We start from the raw sequence: 14,623 nt of genomic DNA on the forward strand, positions 1-14,623 counted from the left end.
CACATGGCTCACACCACCGCGGCGCTCGAGGTCACCGGGCTCGCCAAGACCTACCGCGGGCACGGCCGCGACGTCGAAGCCATCCGCGAGCTCACCTTCCGGGTCGGCCGGGGCGAGTTCGTCTGCATCGTCGGCCCGTCCGGCGCGGGCAAGACGACGCTGCTGCGCTGCATCGCCGGCCTCCTGGACTCCTCGAGCGGTCACGTCACCCTGGCCGGGACGCCGGTCACCGGTCCGCCGCCCGGCATGGCTGTGGTGTTCCAGGAGTACGGCCGCAGCCTCTTCCCGTGGCTCACGGTGCGCAAGAACATCGAGCTTCCGTTGAAGGAGAAGGGGCTCGCGCGCGCCGAGCGGACCACGAAGGTCGACGCGGCGCTGGCGGCCGTCGGGCTGACGGAGAACGCGGACGCCCACCCGTGGCAGCTCTCCGGCGGCATGCAGCAGCGGGTCGCCATCGCCCGCGCGGTGGCCTACGAGCCGACCGTGCTGCTGATGGACGAACCGTTCGCCGCCGTCGACGCCCAGACGCGCGCGGACCTGGAAGACCTGGTGCGGTCCCTGTGGCGGCAGCTCGGCGTGACCGTCCTGTTCGTCACCCACGACATCGACGAGTCCGTCTACTTGGGACAGCGGGTGCTGGTGCTGTCCAACCGGCCCACCGTCGTGCTCGAGGACGTCCGGGTCGAGCTGCCCGACGACCGCGACCAGCTGCGCACCCGGTCGTCGCCGCAGTTCGCCGACACCCGCACCCGCGTCTACGAACTGGTCCAGCGGGCCAAGAAGGGCCACCGGCCGGAGACCGTCCCCGCCGGCTGAGGTCGCGGTGAGCGGAGTCTTCGACGAGCTGCGCGCCGAAGCGGGCTGTCGCGGCGGGGCGGCCGCCGCGCACGGTGTTGCCGCTACGCCTGCGTCCACTCTTCGGTCCAGCCCAGCGGCGGGGCGTAACGCTGAACCCAGTACTTGTTGCTGGCCGCCACCCGCACCACGACGCCCTTGGACCCGTTGGTGCCTTCGTCCTCGGCGTAGGCGATGGTGTCGGCGAGCCCGTTGCCGCCCATCTTCTTCCAGCCGCCGGAGTTGGGCCATGCGTGCCAGATCGTGCGGTCGGTGGAGATGCCGAAGCATTCGTCGCTCGTGTGAATCCAGTCGACGACCATGACGTAAGTGCCCGCTTTGAACGTTCCGTAGTAGCCGTAGCAGGAGACCCTGCCACCGGCGGGTACCGCGGTGAAGTGGAACGACGTGCCGGTGGCCGCGGCCGCCTCCTGTGCGATCGAACCGACCTTTGGGGCCGCGTTCGCCGCTGCCGGAGTGGCGGCGGCGAACACTGCGGCGAACACGATTCCTGCTGCCATCGACCAGCTTCGCGCCGCTCGTGCCGCGAACATCATCCGGTATTCCTCTCGCCGGCCGCACCCGGTCGGTCCAGGTCGCTCCGAACGTCAACGCCCTTGTGGCTTTCCTGGTTGAGGCGCAAACGATCGATTCACCCGATCGGCCGCAGGACGCCTGTGTAGTGACATTCCGCGCCCCGCTCCAGGTCGGCTGGTGCGCCCAGGTGAACGATGCTTTTCGCTCACGGAGCAAGCTCGTGTGGTAGGACGGATTAGAGCTTTCCAGGGGACGACAAGGGGGCAAATCGATGACGTGGAGTTCCGGGTCCCAGCCGCAAGAGCCGACGACGGCCAAGGGCCACAGGCGGAAAAGCCGCGTCGCCCTGGCAGTAGCCGCGGCCGCCGCCGGGCTGGTTCTGACGGAAGCGCCCGCGGCCACCGCCGAACCGGCCGGAATATCCCATGATTTCCTCGTCTACGGTGCGGACGGAAACAGCTACATCGTCGGCTCCGTCTTCTTCTCGAACCGTTCGGCGAGCGTCGACGCGACCTTTCACGCTGCCGGGTGCCGGCGGCTCTACGTTTACGCACTCGCCGGCACCACTCAGCTGGACGCCAGGAGCACGAGTACCCACTGCAACTCCACTACCGGGGAAGACATCCCGCTCAAAGCCGATGTCCCGGGTGGAGCCAACCACGTCAAACTCAGCTTGACCGACCAGAACGGGCACAACGCTCGCACAGGAGACATCTACCGCTGAACGGACGTCGAACTGCTGCTGCACAAAGCAGGCACTCCGTCCTATCGCGACACCCCATCGACGAGGAGAACAACGACCGTGCTCAAGAACCTCACTCGCCGCACGACGAAGCAGAGCGTCAAGGTCGCCACCGCCGTCACGGCGATCGTGGCGGCGGCGGTCTGCACCGCCCCGTCCGCGAACGCGGCGGACCCCACCACCAAGTTCAGGCTCGAGTACGGCGCCAGTTACGCCGTCGGCACCCTGCGGTGGCACCAGCGGTCCGTCGACGTCGACTACTCGATCAAAGCCAGCTACTGCCGCCAGTTGCAGGCCTTCGGCTTCGACCAGGACGGCGTCGAGTGGGGGCATCCGAAATCACCTGTGGTGTGCAATGCCACGGACTCCGGCACCAGGAACGTGCTTGTCAACGTCCCCGGCGGCGCCAAGATCATCCGGCTCGATCTCGTCGACGAGAAGGGAAAGCTTCTCGACAGCGTGAAGTGCGTCCCCGGTGCCGACTGCTTGACGTGATCCACTCCTTCCCCCGGAGGATGACGCCGAGCTCGAAACGCGGATGAGCTGCGCCCCATCGACGCGGATGCCGCTGCCGGGAAACACGGGCTTGCTTCCGGCAGCGGCACCGCACCAGTCCGAGCGTAGCTTCCCGCAGCCGGCTGCATCGACGCCTGTCAGCCGTGCGACGCGACTGCCTTCGGTTCGCGGGCGAGGAAGTTCTCCAGGATCTCGGTGAACCGTGCCGGCTGTTCCTCGGCGACGTAGTGTCCGCAGTCGTCGAGGACTGCCTCGGTGACGTCGTCGGCTGCCAGTCGCATCGTCTCGGCTACCAGTGCGCCGCAGTACTGTGCGCCGCCGATGGCCAGCACCGGCGTTGTCAGCCGGGTCTTCTTGCGCTGCTCGTTCTGGGCGATCGTCTCGTCCAACGCCCGGTAGTACCCGAAACTCGCCCGCAGGCCGCGCGGGTCCGCGACGATCGCGTCGACGTAGACGTCGACCGCGTAGGCGGGGATCGTGGCCGGGGTGGCGCCCTTCGTGGCGAACTGGTGGCCGAAGAAGAGCGGTTCCCGTCCCCGGACCAGTTCCTCGTTGAGGTCGGTGAGCCGGTTGAAGCCGAAGTGCCAGAGCCGCTGGTTGGCCGCGGCCGTGCCGAAGACCGGCGGGGCCGGTGAGAGGCCGGGGATGATCGCGTCGACGACGGTGAGGCGGCCCACCCGCTCGGGGTGGTCGGCGGCGAGGGCGTACCCGGTCCACATGCCGACGTCGTGGCCGGCGACGTCGAACCGGTCGTGCCCGAGCGCGGCCATCAGCGCGACCAGATCGGCGGCCAGCGTGCCGGTGTCGTAACCGTCGTCGGGCTTGCCGGAGAGCCCGGCCCCGCGCGAGTCGACGGCGACGACGGTGTGCTCGCGGGCGAGCGCGGGCATCACTTCCCGCCAGGCGTACCAGGTCTGGGGCCAGCCGCCGACCAGCAGCAGCGGCGGGCCGTCCCCGCCGGTGACCGCGTGCAGCCGCAGCCCGTCCAGCTCCACGAGCCGGCTGGTGAAGACGTCGGTGAATCCCTCGGGCAGCCGCAGCGAGTTCAAGTGTGTCGTGCCGGCGGCCGGGCTCATCTTGGAACGATCGGTGCAACTTGTCATGCCGGTGACCATACGCATCTTGAACCGATCGGTGCAAGATGCGTAGACTGCGAACCATGGCGGGCCGCAAGCAGTTCGACGTGGACGAGGCGTTGCGACGCGCGATGCACGTCTTCTGGCGCTGGGGCTATTCGGAGGCCTCGATCGACCGCCTGACCGAGGGCACGGGCCTGGGCCGGAGTTCGCTCTACAGCACCTTCGGCGACAAGAGCACCCTCTTCCGGAAGGGCCTCGAGCGGTACGCGCAGACCTACCACCCGCTGTACGGCCGGGCCCTGGCCGGCCCCCACCCGAGCCCGAGCGCCGTCGTGGCCGCCTACCTGCAGGTCACCCTGAACCGCATCGCCGACCCGGCGGTCCCGGACGGCTGCCTGATCACGATGTCGGCAGCGCAGTTCCCGGCCCTCGACGCGGAGAGCCAGGCGATGGTCCGCGCCATGATCGACGGTCTGCGGACGATGCTGGAGCAGGCGATGCGGGCGGCGGGGGCCGACGAGCAGGAGGCGGCGGAGCTGGCGTTGTGCGCGCTGGCGACGAACAAGTCCCTGGCCGTGCTGAGCCGTGCCGGCTTCTCGAGCGAAGACCTGGCGACGGTTGCCGCGGGTGCCGCTCGTCTCCCCGGGAGAGCAGGGGCCGGTCCCGGCCGGTCCGGATCGGGGGAGGGTGTCAGGCGGTGGCCGGGATGACGACGACCTTGCCGTGCACCGCGCCCTCGGCGGCCCGTGCGTGCAGCGCCGGCAGCTCGGACAGCGGCACCCGCTCGGCGACGTCGACACGCAGCTCGCCGCGGTCGACCAGCGCCACCAGCTTCGCCAGCTGTCCGGCGTCGCTGCGGACGAACAGGTCGATGCCGCGCACACCGCGTTCCTCGTCGGCGGGAGCGGGCATCCACACTGTCGTGTTCACCACGACCCCGCCCGGCTTGACCAGCGTGACGAGCGCGGCCAGTTCGGCCGGGTCGACCGGTGCGAGGTTGAGCACGACGTCGACCGGCCCGGTCACCGCCGCGGTCACCCCGGTGGTGGTGTGGTCGACGACCTCGTCGGCGCCGGCCGCCTTGACCGCGTCGCCGCTGCGCGGGCTCGCCGTCGCGATGACGTGGGCTCCGGCCCCCTTGGCCAGCTGCACGGCGTAACCCCGACCGCGCCACCGGCGCCGTTGACCAGCACGCGCTGCCCGGACTTCAGCTCGCCGTGGTCGAACAGCGCCTGCCACGCGGTCAGCCCCACCAGCGGCAGCGCGGCCGCGTCGGCGAGCCGGACGCCCTTCGGTGCGGGCGTGAGGACCCCGGCCGGCGCGAGGACGTACTCCGCGGCGGCGCCGTCGCCGTCCATCGGCAGGAACCCGACGACCTCGGCGCCGGCCCGGACGGCGGTCACGCCCTCGCCCAGCGCGTCGACCGTGCCGGCGACGTCGATGCCGGGCGTGTGGGGCAGCTCCACCGGGATGGGGCCCTGCATGAAGCCGCCGCGGATATTGCCGTCGACGGAGTTGAACGACGTCGCGGCGACCCGGATCCGGACCTGCCCGGCTCCGGGAACCGGCCGCTCCGCGTCTTCGTAGCGCAGGACGTCGGGAGCGCCGTACTCGTGGAAACGCACTGCCTTCATCGGAGTTCTCACCTTTGCCGGGTCCGGTGTTCCTTGATCCACACGGACCTCAGGATCGCGGCAACGGGACCGGTCGGCCTGGGCCGGTTTGGCCCACCTTGACCACGGCCGGCCCGCCCGAGGTGCGGACGACCTCGTCGAGCCGGGCCGCGTCGGCCGAACCCGGTGCCGCGGTGAGGACCACCGCCATCAGACCGTCGCCGGGCACCTCGAGCAGGGCGCCGTCGAGCGTAATGCCGCCGCCGTCCGGGTGCCGGAACACCGCCCGGTTCTCGTAGGCGGACACGGTCTTCGGCGTGCGCCACAGGGTGTCGAACGGACGGCTGGTGCTCCGCAGCTCGTCGACGAGCTCGGCGAGCGCCGCGTCGGCCGGGTACCGCAGGTACGTGTCACGCAGCCGGGCGGCGAGCACGGCCTGGAAACCGGCCTGGTGCTCCTCGGCGCGAGCGATCTCCTCGCGCGCGTTGCGGAACGTGCGCCACGCGACGTTCCAGTCCCGGGCGGACCCGGCCGCCGCCCCGCCGCCCAGCGCCATCCACGCACCGTTGACGGCGACGACGTTCCACGCCGCGTCGGCCAGGAACGCGGGGGTGCCGGCGAACCGCTCCAGGAGCCGCACCGCCGCCGCCCCGGCTTCGCGCGGCACCTGCCCGTCGACCGCGGCGTACCCGGCGAGTGCGCAGAGCCGCTCGTAGTCCGCCCGGCCGACCCGCAGCGCGCGGGCGATGGCGGTCACCACGCCGGCCGACGGGTGCCGCCGGCCCTGCTCCAGCCGCCGGATGTAGTCGGCGGACACCCCGGCCAGCTCGGCCAGCTCCTCGCGGCGCAGCCCGCGGACCCGCCGCCCGGTGGCCCGCAGTCCGCCGACCGGCAGCCCGGCGGCCGCGGGCTCGGTGTGTTCGCGCAACCAGCGGACGGCGGCGCCCAGATCGGACAAGGACATGGCCCAAGTCTGCACCAGCGGGTGCCCGCGTTCGAGATGACCAGCCTGCTCGGGCGCGCGGTCGAGCTCTCTCGACGGTGTCGCGTTTCGGTGGTCGGGGCGAGAAATCCCGGTCAGCTCGGTCGTTCGGCGGCGGTGCGCAGTGCGTACCGGCGCTCGGCGTAGGCGAGGTCGTCGCGCCACAGCCGTTTCGCCGTGTGGCGCATGAGCGGGCGGATCGCCGGGGCCAGTTTCGTGGCCACGGTGAAACCGGGGCGCTCGGACGCGGCGATCGTCGCCTCGATCACCGCCGTTCGCGGACGGCCGTCGAGGCCGGGGCCGAGCGGTGTCGCGTGGGTCTCGACGACGCTCCCGGCGCCTTCGCCCGCCACGATGCGCATCACGACCGTCCGCGGCTCGGGGCAGGTGAACTCCGCGAGCACCGGGACCCCCCAGTGGCCGGCGAGGCGGAAGGTGACCTCGACCAGGAACCGGTCCTCGTCGTCGGGGACGTCGGTGCCCTGGGGCGCCTCGAGCACGCGCAGCCGGGTGAACGAGTAGGGGTGGAACCACGCGCCGTGCCAGGGATCGAGCCGGTTGGCCACGACGTCCTCGGGCTCGCAGATCCCGGTCACGGTGGCGACGGCGTCGATGCGGGCGGCGCCGGTCGGCCGGACGGGAACCACCGGCCGGTCGGACGGCGGTTCCCGCCCGGCCGAGTCGAGCCGGGCCCACACGAGCACACCGTCGTCGTGCGCCGGGACGGGCGCCCAGGCGCCGCCGCGATCGCCGTCGAGCCGGAGACCGTGCCACCGGCAGACCAGCCCGCCCCGGTCGACGCGGGCCTCGGCCAGCGGCGCGCCCAGGTGCGGGCAGGCGCCGGGCCCGATGCGGACGCTGCCGTCCTCCTTGCGCCAGGCGACGAGTTCCCGCCCGGCGATCGTCACGCCGAAGGGCCGGTCGGTCCGCACCGATCGGCTCGCCCCCACGACGAACCAGTTGCCGGACGGCCGCGCGGACGCGCGCTTGCCCGCCGCCTCGATCACCGCGGGCGGGCAGTCGCGGTAGGTCGGTTCCTGTCGCGCCCAAGATGGTTCACGGAAGGGTTGGACGGGCCACCGGCTCGGCCACCGCCGGATGATTCGCTGGGTGACGCTCACCAGGCCATCGTGACCCACGCACATCGATCCCGCAACGCGCCGGCGATTCGCGCGCTTCGCCACGAGTCGCGGGTTTATCCGCTCCCTGTCAGGGTAAAGCCAGCGAGAACCCCTGTGGACGGTGGCAGTGCCGGCATCGATCACGCCTCTGCTGCGCCCGGCGGAAGAAGGAACCCGGATGACCGTGATCCCCCACGCCGCCACCGCGCCCGCGGCCTGGCTGGACGCCCTGCGCCACCGCTGCGCGGCCGACGTCCACCGCTTCGTCACCGAAAGGGTCGGGGAACACTTCACCGGCTGGGCCGCCGAGACGCCGGCCGCCACCGCGTTGCCGGAGTTCGTGGCGGACGGCAAGTTCCTCCGGCCCCTGTTCGCCTACGCCGGCTGGCGCTGCGGAGAAGGCGAGAACGACGCCGCACTGCGCGCCGTGGCGAGCCTCGAACTGCTGCACTGCTTCGCGTTGGCCCAAGACGACGTCATGGACGGCTCGGCGCGGCGGCGCGGCCGGCCCGCGCTGCACGTCTGCTTCGCCCGGTGGCACGAATCCGCCGGTCTCGGCGGTTCCGCCGCGCGGTTCGGCGAATCGGCGGCGATCCTGGCCGGTGACCTGTTCCTCGTCTGGTCCGAACAGATGCTGCGGGAGAGCGGCTTGGGGGCCGACGTGCTGGCCCGCGGCTGGCCGGTGCACGACCACCTGCGGTCGGAGCTGGCCGTGGGCCAGCTCGGCGACCTGATCAACGACGCCCGCGCCCTGCCGTCGTGGTCCGATGTGCTCGACGTGATCCGCCGCAAGTCCGGCAACTACACCGTCCGCCGCCCGCTCGAGTTCGGCGCCGCCCTGGCCGGCTGCGACACCCGCGTCATCGGCGTCCTCGGCACCTACGGCGAGCTGATCGGCGAGGCCTTCCAGTTCCGCGACGACCTGCTGGGCGTCTTCGGCGACCCGGCCGTCACCGGCAAGCCCGCGGGCGATGACCTGCGCGAGCGCAAGGCGTCCAGCGTCGTCGTGCTCGCCGCGGAACTGGCCGGCGACCGGCAGCGCCGGGAACTGGACGACCTGCTCGCCACCGACGCCGTCGACGCGGCCGCCGTCGCCCGCTGGCAGCACCTGATCACCGCCACCGGCGCGCGTGATCAGCTGGAGAAGCTCATCGACGACCGGGTCCACCGCGCGCTCGAAGCGATCGACCTCGCCGGCCTGCCGGACCGGCCGGCCGCCGCGCTGACCGCACTGGCGGTCCGCTGCACCGAGCGGGTCCGATGAGGACGGTGACCGGGCGCACCGACCGGATCGTGGTCGTCGGCGCCGGGCTGGCCGGACTGTCCGCCGCCCTGCACCTCGCTGGGCGGGGACGCTCGGTCGTCGTGGTCGAACGCGATCCCGGCCCGGGCGGGCGCGCCGGGCGCGTGGTCCGCGACGGCTACCACCTCGACACGGGGCCGACGGTGCTGACCATGCCGTCGATCCTCGCCGACACCTTCGCGGCGGTGGGCGCCGACCTGACCGCACACCTGCGGCTGACCCGGCTCGACCCGGCCTACACCGCGCGGTTCGCCGACGGCTCGGTCCTGCCTGTGCACTCCGACGCGGACCGGATGACCGAGGCCGTCCGGGCTTTCGCCGGGCCGGCGGAGGCGGCGGGGTACCTCAGGTTGCGGAGCTGGCTGACCCGGTTGTACCGCACGGAGTTCGACCGGTTCGTCGCCGGCAACACCGACTCGCCACTCGGCCTGCTCTCCCCCGACCTCGCGCGGCTGGTGGCCCTGGGCGGGTTCCGGCGGCTGGACTCCCGGATCGGCTCCTTCCTGCGCGACGAACGCCTCAAGCGGGTCTTCACCTTCCAGGCGCTCTACGCGGGAGAGTCGCCGATGCGGGCGCTCGCGCTGTACGCGGTCATCTCCTACATGGACACCGTGGGTGGCGTGTACTTCCCCGAAGGCGGCATGGCCGCCGTGCCCCGGGCGATGGCGAACGCCGCCGCCGACGCCGGGGTGGAGTTCCGGTTCGGCGTGTCCGTGACGTCGCTGGAGCGCCGGGGGGCCCGGATCACCGGCGTCCGCACCGCCGACGGGGACCGGATCGGCTGCGACGCGCTCGTCCTGACCACCGAACCCCACCGGAGCTACGAGCTGCTCGGCCGCGTGCCGCGCCGGCCGGTTCCGCTGCGTGCCGCGCCGTCGGCCGTGGTGCTGCACGCCGGTGGCCCCGGCGACTGGCCGGTCGGGCACCACACGATCTCCTTCGGTGCGGGCTGGGCATCGACGTTCCGCGAGCTGATCACGGACGGGCGCACGATGAGCGACCCGTCTCTGCTGATCACCCGCCCGAGCGCCACCGACCCCGCGCTCGCCCCGGCCGGGCGGCAGCTGTTCTCGATCCTGGCGCCGGTACCGAACCTCCGGCGGCTGCCGCGGGACTGGGACAGCGACGCCGGCCCGTACGCCGAGGAGATCCTCGACCACGTCCGCGCCCGCCTGCTGCCCGGTTTCGCACCCGAGATGTCGTACACCCTGAGCCCGGCCGACTGGCGGCGTCGCGACATGGTGGCCGGCACGCCGTTCAGCTACGCGCACTCGTTCGTCCAAACCGGACCGTTCCGCCCGCGGAACCTGCCACCGGGAACGGAAAACGTCGTGCTCGCCGGCGGCGGGACCGTGCCGGGGGTCGGTGTTCCCACGGTGCTCATCTCCGGCAGGCTGGCCGCCGACCGGATCACCGGGACTCCACGGGCCACCACCGGCACCGTCGATCTCGCCGCGAAGGCGGCCCGGTGACGCGCCGCGAACTCGACGCCGCCGGCATCACCGAGCCGGACCTGCGCCGCGCCTACGGGCGCTGCCGCGAGATCAACGCCCGGCACGGCCGGACCTACTTCCTCGCCACCCGCATGCTCTCCCCCGCCCAGCGACCGGCCGTCCACGCGCTCTACGGGTTCGCCCGCCGCGTCGACGACCTGGTCGACGAACCGCGGCCCGGCGCCACCCCGGACGGTCTCGCGGCCACGCTGCACGACGTCGAGCGGAAGTTCCTCGCCGACCTCGCCGCCGGGCACAGCGAGGACACGCTGCACACCGCCGTGATCGACACCGCGACCCGCTACGACATCGCGGACTCGTACTTCCGCGCCTTCTTCGCCTCCATGCGGATGGACCTCACCGTCACCGGCTACCCGACCCGGGCCGCCCTCGACGAGTACGTGCACGGTTCGGCCGAGGTCATCGGCCTGCAGATGCTGCCCGTCCTCGGCACCGTGGTCGCCGCGGCGGAAGCGGCGCCGCACGCCGCCGCGCTCGGCAAGGCGTTCCAGCTGACGAACTTCCTGCGCGACGTCGCCGAGGACCTCGATCGGGGCCGGGTCTACCTTCCGGCGGACGAACTCGCCGCGGCCGGCGTCGACCGCGACCGCCTGGCCTGGTGCGCCGCCACCCGGCGGATCGATCCGCCGGTCCGGCGGGCGCTCGCCGACCAGGTCGCGCGAACCCACCGGATCTACGCCGCCGCGCGGCCCGGCATCGGCATGCTGCACCCGGCGTCCAGGCCCTGCGTGTGGACCGCGTTCACGCTCTACGGCGGCATCCTCGACCGCATCGAGGCCGCCGGGTACAACGTCTTCGCCGGCCGCGCCCGGGTGCCGCGGCACCAGCGCCTGTTCGCCGCCTGCGACGCGCTCGTGCGAGCCCGGTGGGCGCGGCACCGGCACCCGGTGGCGGTGGGCTGAGGTGGGCAAGGTGGAGTACCTGCTCGTCCTCGGCGCCTGCGTCGTCGCGACGCTGCCGCTGGAACTGGCCGGAGCCCGGGTCTACCGGAGGCCGCGGCGGCTGGCGCGGGCGGTGCTGCCGGTCGCCGCGGTGTTCCTGGTCTGGGACGCGATCGCGATCGCCACGGGTGTGTGGGACTTCGACCCGGCCTTCGTCACCGGTCTCCGGGCCCCGCTGGGCATCCCGCTGGAAGAGGTGCTGTTCTTCGTCGTCGTCCCGGTCTGCGGGCTGCTGACCTACGAAGCGGTGCAGCTGACCGGAAGCCTGCTCGGCCGGCTCCTGCGCAACCGGCACCGGGTGTCCCGCTGATGCCGTGGGGCTACACGGTTCCCGCGGTCGCCGCCGTGCTCGCCGTGGTCGTGCTGGAGCTGCTGGTGCTGCGCACCGGGCTGCTCCGGCGGCCCGCCTACTGGGTCACGATGGCCATCGTGACCGGCTTCCAGGTCCCGGTCGACGGCTGGCTCACCAAGCTGTCCGCACCGATCGTCCGGTACGCCCCCGGCGAAATCACCGGCTGGCGGTTCCCCTGGGACATCCCCGTCGAAGACTTCCTCTTCGGCTACGCCATGGTCACCGCGGTCCTGCTGCTGTGGGAACGCGGGAAGCCGCGAAAGGACACTGCATGAACCCGCTGCCGGGCAACGGTCTTCCCCGCGCCGAGGTGCCCGCCGCGTTCGACGCCGGGGCCGCCGCCTACGACCGGCTCGTCGGCGCCAACCCCGGCTATCATCGCCACCTGCGCATCTCCGCGCGGCGGCTCGGGCTGCCCGGCCGCGGCGCCGGGGCACGCGTGCTCGACGCGGGCTGCGGCACCGGCGCGTCGACCGCGGCGCTGCTCGCCGTCGCGCCGCACGCGCGCGTCACCGCCATCGACGCGTCCGCCGCGATGCTCGCCCGGGCCCGCGCGAAGACGTGGCCGGAAACGGTCGGGTTCCACCACACCCCCGTCGAGGAGCTGGCGGGGGTCCACGGCCCGTTCGACGCGGTCTTCGCGGCGTACCTCCTGCGCAACCTCGCCGATCCCGACACGCAGCTGAAGACCCTGCACGGCCTGCTGCGCCCGGGCGGCCGCATCGCGGTGCACGAGTACTCGGTGCGGGACTCCCGGCGCGCCCGCTGGGTCTGGAACGCGGTGTGCGGCGCGATCGTGATCCCCGCGGGCCGGCTCGCGACCGGCGACGCCACGCTGTACCGGCACCTGCGCCGCAGCGTGCTGGCCTTCGACGGCGTGGGGGAGCTCTGCGCCCGCCTCGCCGGCGCCGGGTTCACCGACGTCCGCACCGGCACGATGCCGGGCTGGCAGCGCGGGATCGTCCACACCGTGCTGGGGACCCGCGCGTGATCCCGGGCCGCGACCGCCGGCTGGAGACGTACCCGGCCCACGGCGGGCTCCCCGACGCCGGTCTCCTCGGCCGGCGCCCCCGGGCCGCGGTCGTCGGCGGTGGCATCGCCGGGCTCACCGCGGCGACCGGGCTCGCCGAGCGCGGCGTCGAGGTCACCGTGTTCGAACGCGAGCGGCACCTCGGCGGCCGGGCCGGCGGCTGGGACGAGCGCCTGCCGGACGGCACCGCGGTGACCATGAGCCGCGGGTTCCACGCCTTCTTCCGCCAGTACTACAACCTGCGCGCGTTGCTCGCCCGCACCGACCCCGGCCTCGATCGGCTCACCGAGGTGCCGGACTACCCGCTCGTCGACCGCCGCGGCCGCACCGACACCTTCGCCGGCCTGCCGCTGACACCGCCGTTCAACGCGCTCGCGTTCGCTCTGCGCAGTCCCACCTTCACCGCGCGAGACCTGGTGCGCCTCAACGGACCGCGTGCGCTCCCCCTCGCCACCGTCAGCGTGCCGCGGATCTACGAGCAGCTCGACCACGTCGACGCCGCGACCTTCCTCACGGCCATCAACTTCCCCGCCGCCGCCCGGCACCTGGCCTTCGAAGTGTTCTCCCGCAGCTTCTTCGCCGACCCCGGCGAGCTTTCGGCCGCCGAGCTCGCGACGATGTTCCACCTCTACTTCCTCGGCTCCGCCGAAGGACTCCTGTTCGACGTCCCTGCCGAGCCGTTCCCCCAGGCCCTGTGGGATCCCCTGGCCGGCTACCTCACCGGCCTGCGCGCCGAGATCCGCACCGGCGTCGCGGTGAGCGGCATCCGGCGGGAGGCCGCCGGGTTCCGCGTCGGCGGCGAGGCCTACGACGCCGTGGTGCTGGCCTGTGACGTGCCGGGGCTGCAGCGCGTCCTCGCCGGCTCTCCGGACCTGGGCACCCCGGGGTGGCGCGCCACCGTCGAAGACCTGCGCACGGCACCACCGTTCCTCGTGCGGCGCCTCTGGCTCGATCGGCCGGTCCGGGCCGATCGCCCGGCTTTCCTCGGCACGGGCGGCCTTCCGCCACTGGACAACATCAGCGTCCTCGAGCGGTACGAAGGTGAAGCGCGCCGGTGGGCCCGGCGCCACCGCGGTTCCGTCGTCGAACTGCACGCCTACGCGGCCGGTGCCGACACCGGCCGCGTCACGCGGGAGATGGACGAGCGCCTGCACCGGATCTACCCCGAGACCGCCGACGCCGGCCTGATCGGCGAAGTCACCCTCGTCCGGCAGGACTGCCCGCTGTTCCCCGTCGGCGGCTTCGCGCGCCGGCCCACCGTCGGAACACCCGAGCCCGGCCTGGTCCTCGCCGGCGACGCGATCCGCGTCGACCTGCCCGTGGCGCTCATGGAACGGGCGGCCACCACCGGCTGGAGCGCCGCGAACACCCTGCTGCGGGGCTGGGGCCTGCTGGGGCACCCGCTGCGGTCGGTCCCGAACCGCGGGCGGATCCCCTTGCTCGAACGGCTGGTTTCCGGCCACGGCTTCCGGGGAAATCCCGATGATGGCCGACAACTCCGTACCCGATGAAGCCACCCTCGACGCCGTGGGCAAGGTGACCGAGGCCCTCGAGACGATCGAACGCGCGCGGGGGCACCTCTACGCGTTCCACCAGCAGACGGGCTGGGCCGACCTCCTCTTCGGCGACGCGGTGGAGCGGCTCGAGAAGGCCGGTCACCCGGCGTGGGCGGAGCGGATCCGCGAGGAGCTGATCGGGCTGAACGTGCTCCCCGACCGGTGGACGTTCCAGGTCGTCGAGGACTACGACGACGGCTACTACCGGACGTGCCGCGACCTGGAGCGTTCACTGCTGGCCGAGTTCACCGGAGGGCGCCGTCACCTGCAGGAACAGCAGATGAAGGACGCCCGCCGCACCCGTGGCCGGCCCGGCCACGAAGCCGGCCCGCCGAGCACTCCCCCACCGGAGGTGTGAACGAGTCGATGGCGGCCCGGCCCTGACGGCAGCGGACGGGGAGCCCACGATGCCTCAGCTCGAACACGGCCGAGCCACCATCCGCGTTCTGGTACCCGCGGAGCCGGCACGCAAACGTGGTCCGGACCGTTCTGCCGGTTCGGCG

Annotated in this window: 16 protein-coding genes and 1 pseudogene; 12 read left to right on the plus strand and 5 right to left on the minus strand. The window is 72.8% G+C overall.

Translation table 11 applies throughout. The features are described 5' to 3' along the window. Positions 1 to 3: 3 nt before the first annotated feature. The gene (locus tag MUY22_RS39915; RefSeq protein WP_247052357.1) at positions 4 to 816 is read left to right on the plus strand and encodes an ABC transporter ATP-binding protein; all 813 of its coding nucleotides are present in this window, start codon (positions 4 to 6) and stop codon (positions 814 to 816) included. Positions 817 to 899: 83 nt separating this feature from the next. On the opposite strand, the gene MUY22_RS39920 is transcribed toward MUY22_RS39915, so the two are convergent. After that, the gene (locus MUY22_RS39920) at positions 900 to 1,391 is read right to left on the minus strand and encodes a hypothetical protein (protein WP_247052358.1); all 492 of its coding nucleotides are present in this window, start codon (positions 1,389 to 1,391) and stop codon (positions 900 to 902) included. Between the two features lie 251 nt (positions 1,392 to 1,642). Between MUY22_RS39920 and MUY22_RS39925 the strand changes: the two genes are divergently transcribed. Both MUY22_RS39925 and MUY22_RS39930 read left to right on the plus strand, forming a co-directional pair. Then, a complete protein-coding gene (locus MUY22_RS39925) occupies positions 1,643 to 2,095 on the plus strand; it encodes a hypothetical protein (RefSeq protein ID WP_247052359.1) in 453 nt (150 codons plus the stop codon). Between the two features lie 78 nt (positions 2,096 to 2,173). Then, complete coding sequence (locus tag MUY22_RS39930; protein ID WP_247052360.1) at positions 2,174 to 2,608, plus strand: hypothetical protein; 435 nt, start codon at positions 2,174 to 2,176, stop codon at positions 2,606 to 2,608. Between the two features lie 158 nt (positions 2,609 to 2,766). Here the strand turns inward: MUY22_RS39930 and MUY22_RS39935 are convergent, their stop codons facing one another. Next, complete coding sequence (locus tag MUY22_RS39935; RefSeq protein ID WP_247052361.1) at positions 2,767 to 3,705, minus strand: alpha/beta fold hydrolase; 939 nt, start codon at positions 3,703 to 3,705, stop codon at positions 2,767 to 2,769. Between the two features lie 83 nt (positions 3,706 to 3,788). Here MUY22_RS39935 and MUY22_RS39940 point away from each other — a divergent pair, with 83 nt between their 5' ends. Continuing rightward, on the plus strand, positions 3,789 to 4,418 hold the full coding sequence (locus MUY22_RS39940) for a TetR/AcrR family transcriptional regulator (RefSeq protein WP_247052362.1): 630 nt from the start codon (positions 3,789 to 3,791) through the stop codon (positions 4,416 to 4,418). Here MUY22_RS39940 and MUY22_RS39945 read toward each other — a convergent pair. From MUY22_RS39945 to MUY22_RS39955, 3 genes and pseudogenes are all read right to left on the minus strand, one after another. Further along, a pseudogene (locus MUY22_RS39945) lies at positions 4,399 to 5,342 on the minus strand (NADP-dependent oxidoreductase). The gene MUY22_RS39940 and the pseudogene MUY22_RS39945 overlap by 20 nt on opposite strands. Before the next feature lie 49 nt (positions 5,343 to 5,391). Beyond that, a complete protein-coding gene (locus tag MUY22_RS39950) occupies positions 5,392 to 6,285 on the minus strand; it encodes a helix-turn-helix domain-containing protein (RefSeq protein ID WP_247052363.1) in 894 nt (297 codons plus the stop codon). 113 nt (positions 6,286 to 6,398) lie between these two features. Further along, a complete protein-coding gene (locus MUY22_RS39955; protein ID WP_247052364.1) occupies positions 6,399 to 7,424 on the minus strand; it encodes a DUF5914 domain-containing protein in 1,026 nt (341 codons plus the stop codon). Positions 7,425 to 7,602: 178 nt separating this feature from the next. Between MUY22_RS39955 and MUY22_RS39960 the strand changes: the two genes are divergently transcribed. Genes MUY22_RS39960 through MUY22_RS39995 form a run of 8 tightly spaced genes read left to right on the plus strand, consistent with a single transcriptional unit; the run spans position 7,603 to position 14,478 of the window. Continuing rightward, positions 7,603 to 8,688: a polyprenyl synthetase family protein gene (locus tag MUY22_RS39960; RefSeq protein WP_247052365.1), complete on the plus strand. Its 1,086-nt coding sequence runs from the start codon at positions 7,603 to 7,605 to the stop codon at positions 8,686 to 8,688. Further along, on the plus strand, positions 8,685 to 10,199 hold the full coding sequence (crtI, locus tag MUY22_RS39965) for a phytoene desaturase family protein (RefSeq protein WP_247052366.1): 1,515 nt from the start codon (positions 8,685 to 8,687) through the stop codon (positions 10,197 to 10,199). The genes MUY22_RS39960 and crtI overlap by 4 nt, the downstream gene beginning before the upstream one ends. Further along, positions 10,196 to 11,143: a phytoene/squalene synthase family protein gene (locus tag MUY22_RS39970; RefSeq protein ID WP_247052367.1), complete on the plus strand. Its 948-nt coding sequence runs from the start codon at positions 10,196 to 10,198 to the stop codon at positions 11,141 to 11,143. The genes crtI and MUY22_RS39970 overlap by 4 nt, the downstream gene beginning before the upstream one ends. A 1-nt stretch (position 11,144) precedes the next feature. Next, on the plus strand, positions 11,145 to 11,492 hold the full coding sequence (locus tag MUY22_RS39975; protein ID WP_247052368.1) for a lycopene cyclase domain-containing protein: 348 nt from the start codon (positions 11,145 to 11,147) through the stop codon (positions 11,490 to 11,492). Further along, a complete protein-coding gene (locus tag MUY22_RS39980) occupies positions 11,492 to 11,809 on the plus strand; it encodes a lycopene cyclase domain-containing protein (protein WP_371827535.1) in 318 nt (105 codons plus the stop codon). The genes MUY22_RS39975 and MUY22_RS39980 overlap by 1 nt, the downstream gene beginning before the upstream one ends. Continuing rightward, positions 11,806 to 12,525, plus strand: coding sequence for a class I SAM-dependent methyltransferase (locus MUY22_RS39985; protein ID WP_247052369.1), 720 nt, complete (start codon positions 11,806 to 11,808; stop codon positions 12,523 to 12,525). Before MUY22_RS39980 ends, MUY22_RS39985 begins: the two co-directional genes overlap by 4 nt. After that, the gene (locus MUY22_RS39990) at positions 12,522 to 14,075 is read left to right on the plus strand and encodes an FAD-dependent oxidoreductase (protein WP_247052370.1); all 1,554 of its coding nucleotides are present in this window, start codon (positions 12,522 to 12,524) and stop codon (positions 14,073 to 14,075) included. Before MUY22_RS39985 ends, MUY22_RS39990 begins: the two co-directional genes overlap by 4 nt. Further along, positions 14,047 to 14,478: a hypothetical protein gene (locus tag MUY22_RS39995; RefSeq protein WP_371827536.1), complete on the plus strand. Its 432-nt coding sequence runs from the start codon at positions 14,047 to 14,049 to the stop codon at positions 14,476 to 14,478. Before MUY22_RS39990 ends, MUY22_RS39995 begins: the two co-directional genes overlap by 29 nt. The last annotated feature ends 145 nt before the right edge of the window (positions 14,479 to 14,623 follow it).

This window comes from Amycolatopsis sp. WQ 127309, assembly GCF_023023025.1.
GTDB lineage: Bacteria > Actinomycetota > Actinomycetes > Mycobacteriales > Pseudonocardiaceae > Amycolatopsis.

Coding starts and splice junctions, on each gene's coding strand:
- MUY22_RS39915 (WP_247052357.1), top strand. CDS start 4: ATGGCTCACACCACCGCGGCGCTCGAGGTCACCGGGCTCGCCAAGACC.
- MUY22_RS39920 (WP_247052358.1), bottom strand. CDS start 1,391: ATGATGTTCGCGGCACGAGCGGCGCGAAGCTGGTCGATGGCAGCAGGA.
- MUY22_RS39925 (WP_247052359.1), top strand. CDS start 1,643: ATGACGTGGAGTTCCGGGTCCCAGCCGCAAGAGCCGACGACGGCCAAG.
- MUY22_RS39935 (WP_247052361.1), bottom strand. CDS start 3,705: ATGAGCCCGGCCGCCGGCACGACACACTTGAACTCGCTGCGGCTGCCC.
- MUY22_RS39940 (WP_247052362.1), top strand. CDS start 3,789: ATGGCGGGCCGCAAGCAGTTCGACGTGGACGAGGCGTTGCGACGCGCG.
- MUY22_RS39950 (WP_247052363.1), bottom strand. CDS start 6,285: ATGTCCTTGTCCGATCTGGGCGCCGCCGTCCGCTGGTTGCGCGAACAC.
- MUY22_RS39960 (WP_247052365.1), top strand. CDS start 7,603: ATGACCGTGATCCCCCACGCCGCCACCGCGCCCGCGGCCTGGCTGGAC.
- crtI (WP_247052366.1), top strand. CDS start 8,685: ATGAGGACGGTGACCGGGCGCACCGACCGGATCGTGGTCGTCGGCGCC.
- MUY22_RS39980 (WP_371827535.1), top strand. CDS start 11,492: ATGCCGTGGGGCTACACGGTTCCCGCGGTCGCCGCCGTGCTCGCCGTG.
- MUY22_RS39985 (WP_247052369.1), top strand. CDS start 11,806: ATGAACCCGCTGCCGGGCAACGGTCTTCCCCGCGCCGAGGTGCCCGCC.
- MUY22_RS39995 (WP_371827536.1), top strand. CDS start 14,047: ATGATGGCCGACAACTCCGTACCCGATGAAGCCACCCTCGACGCCGTG.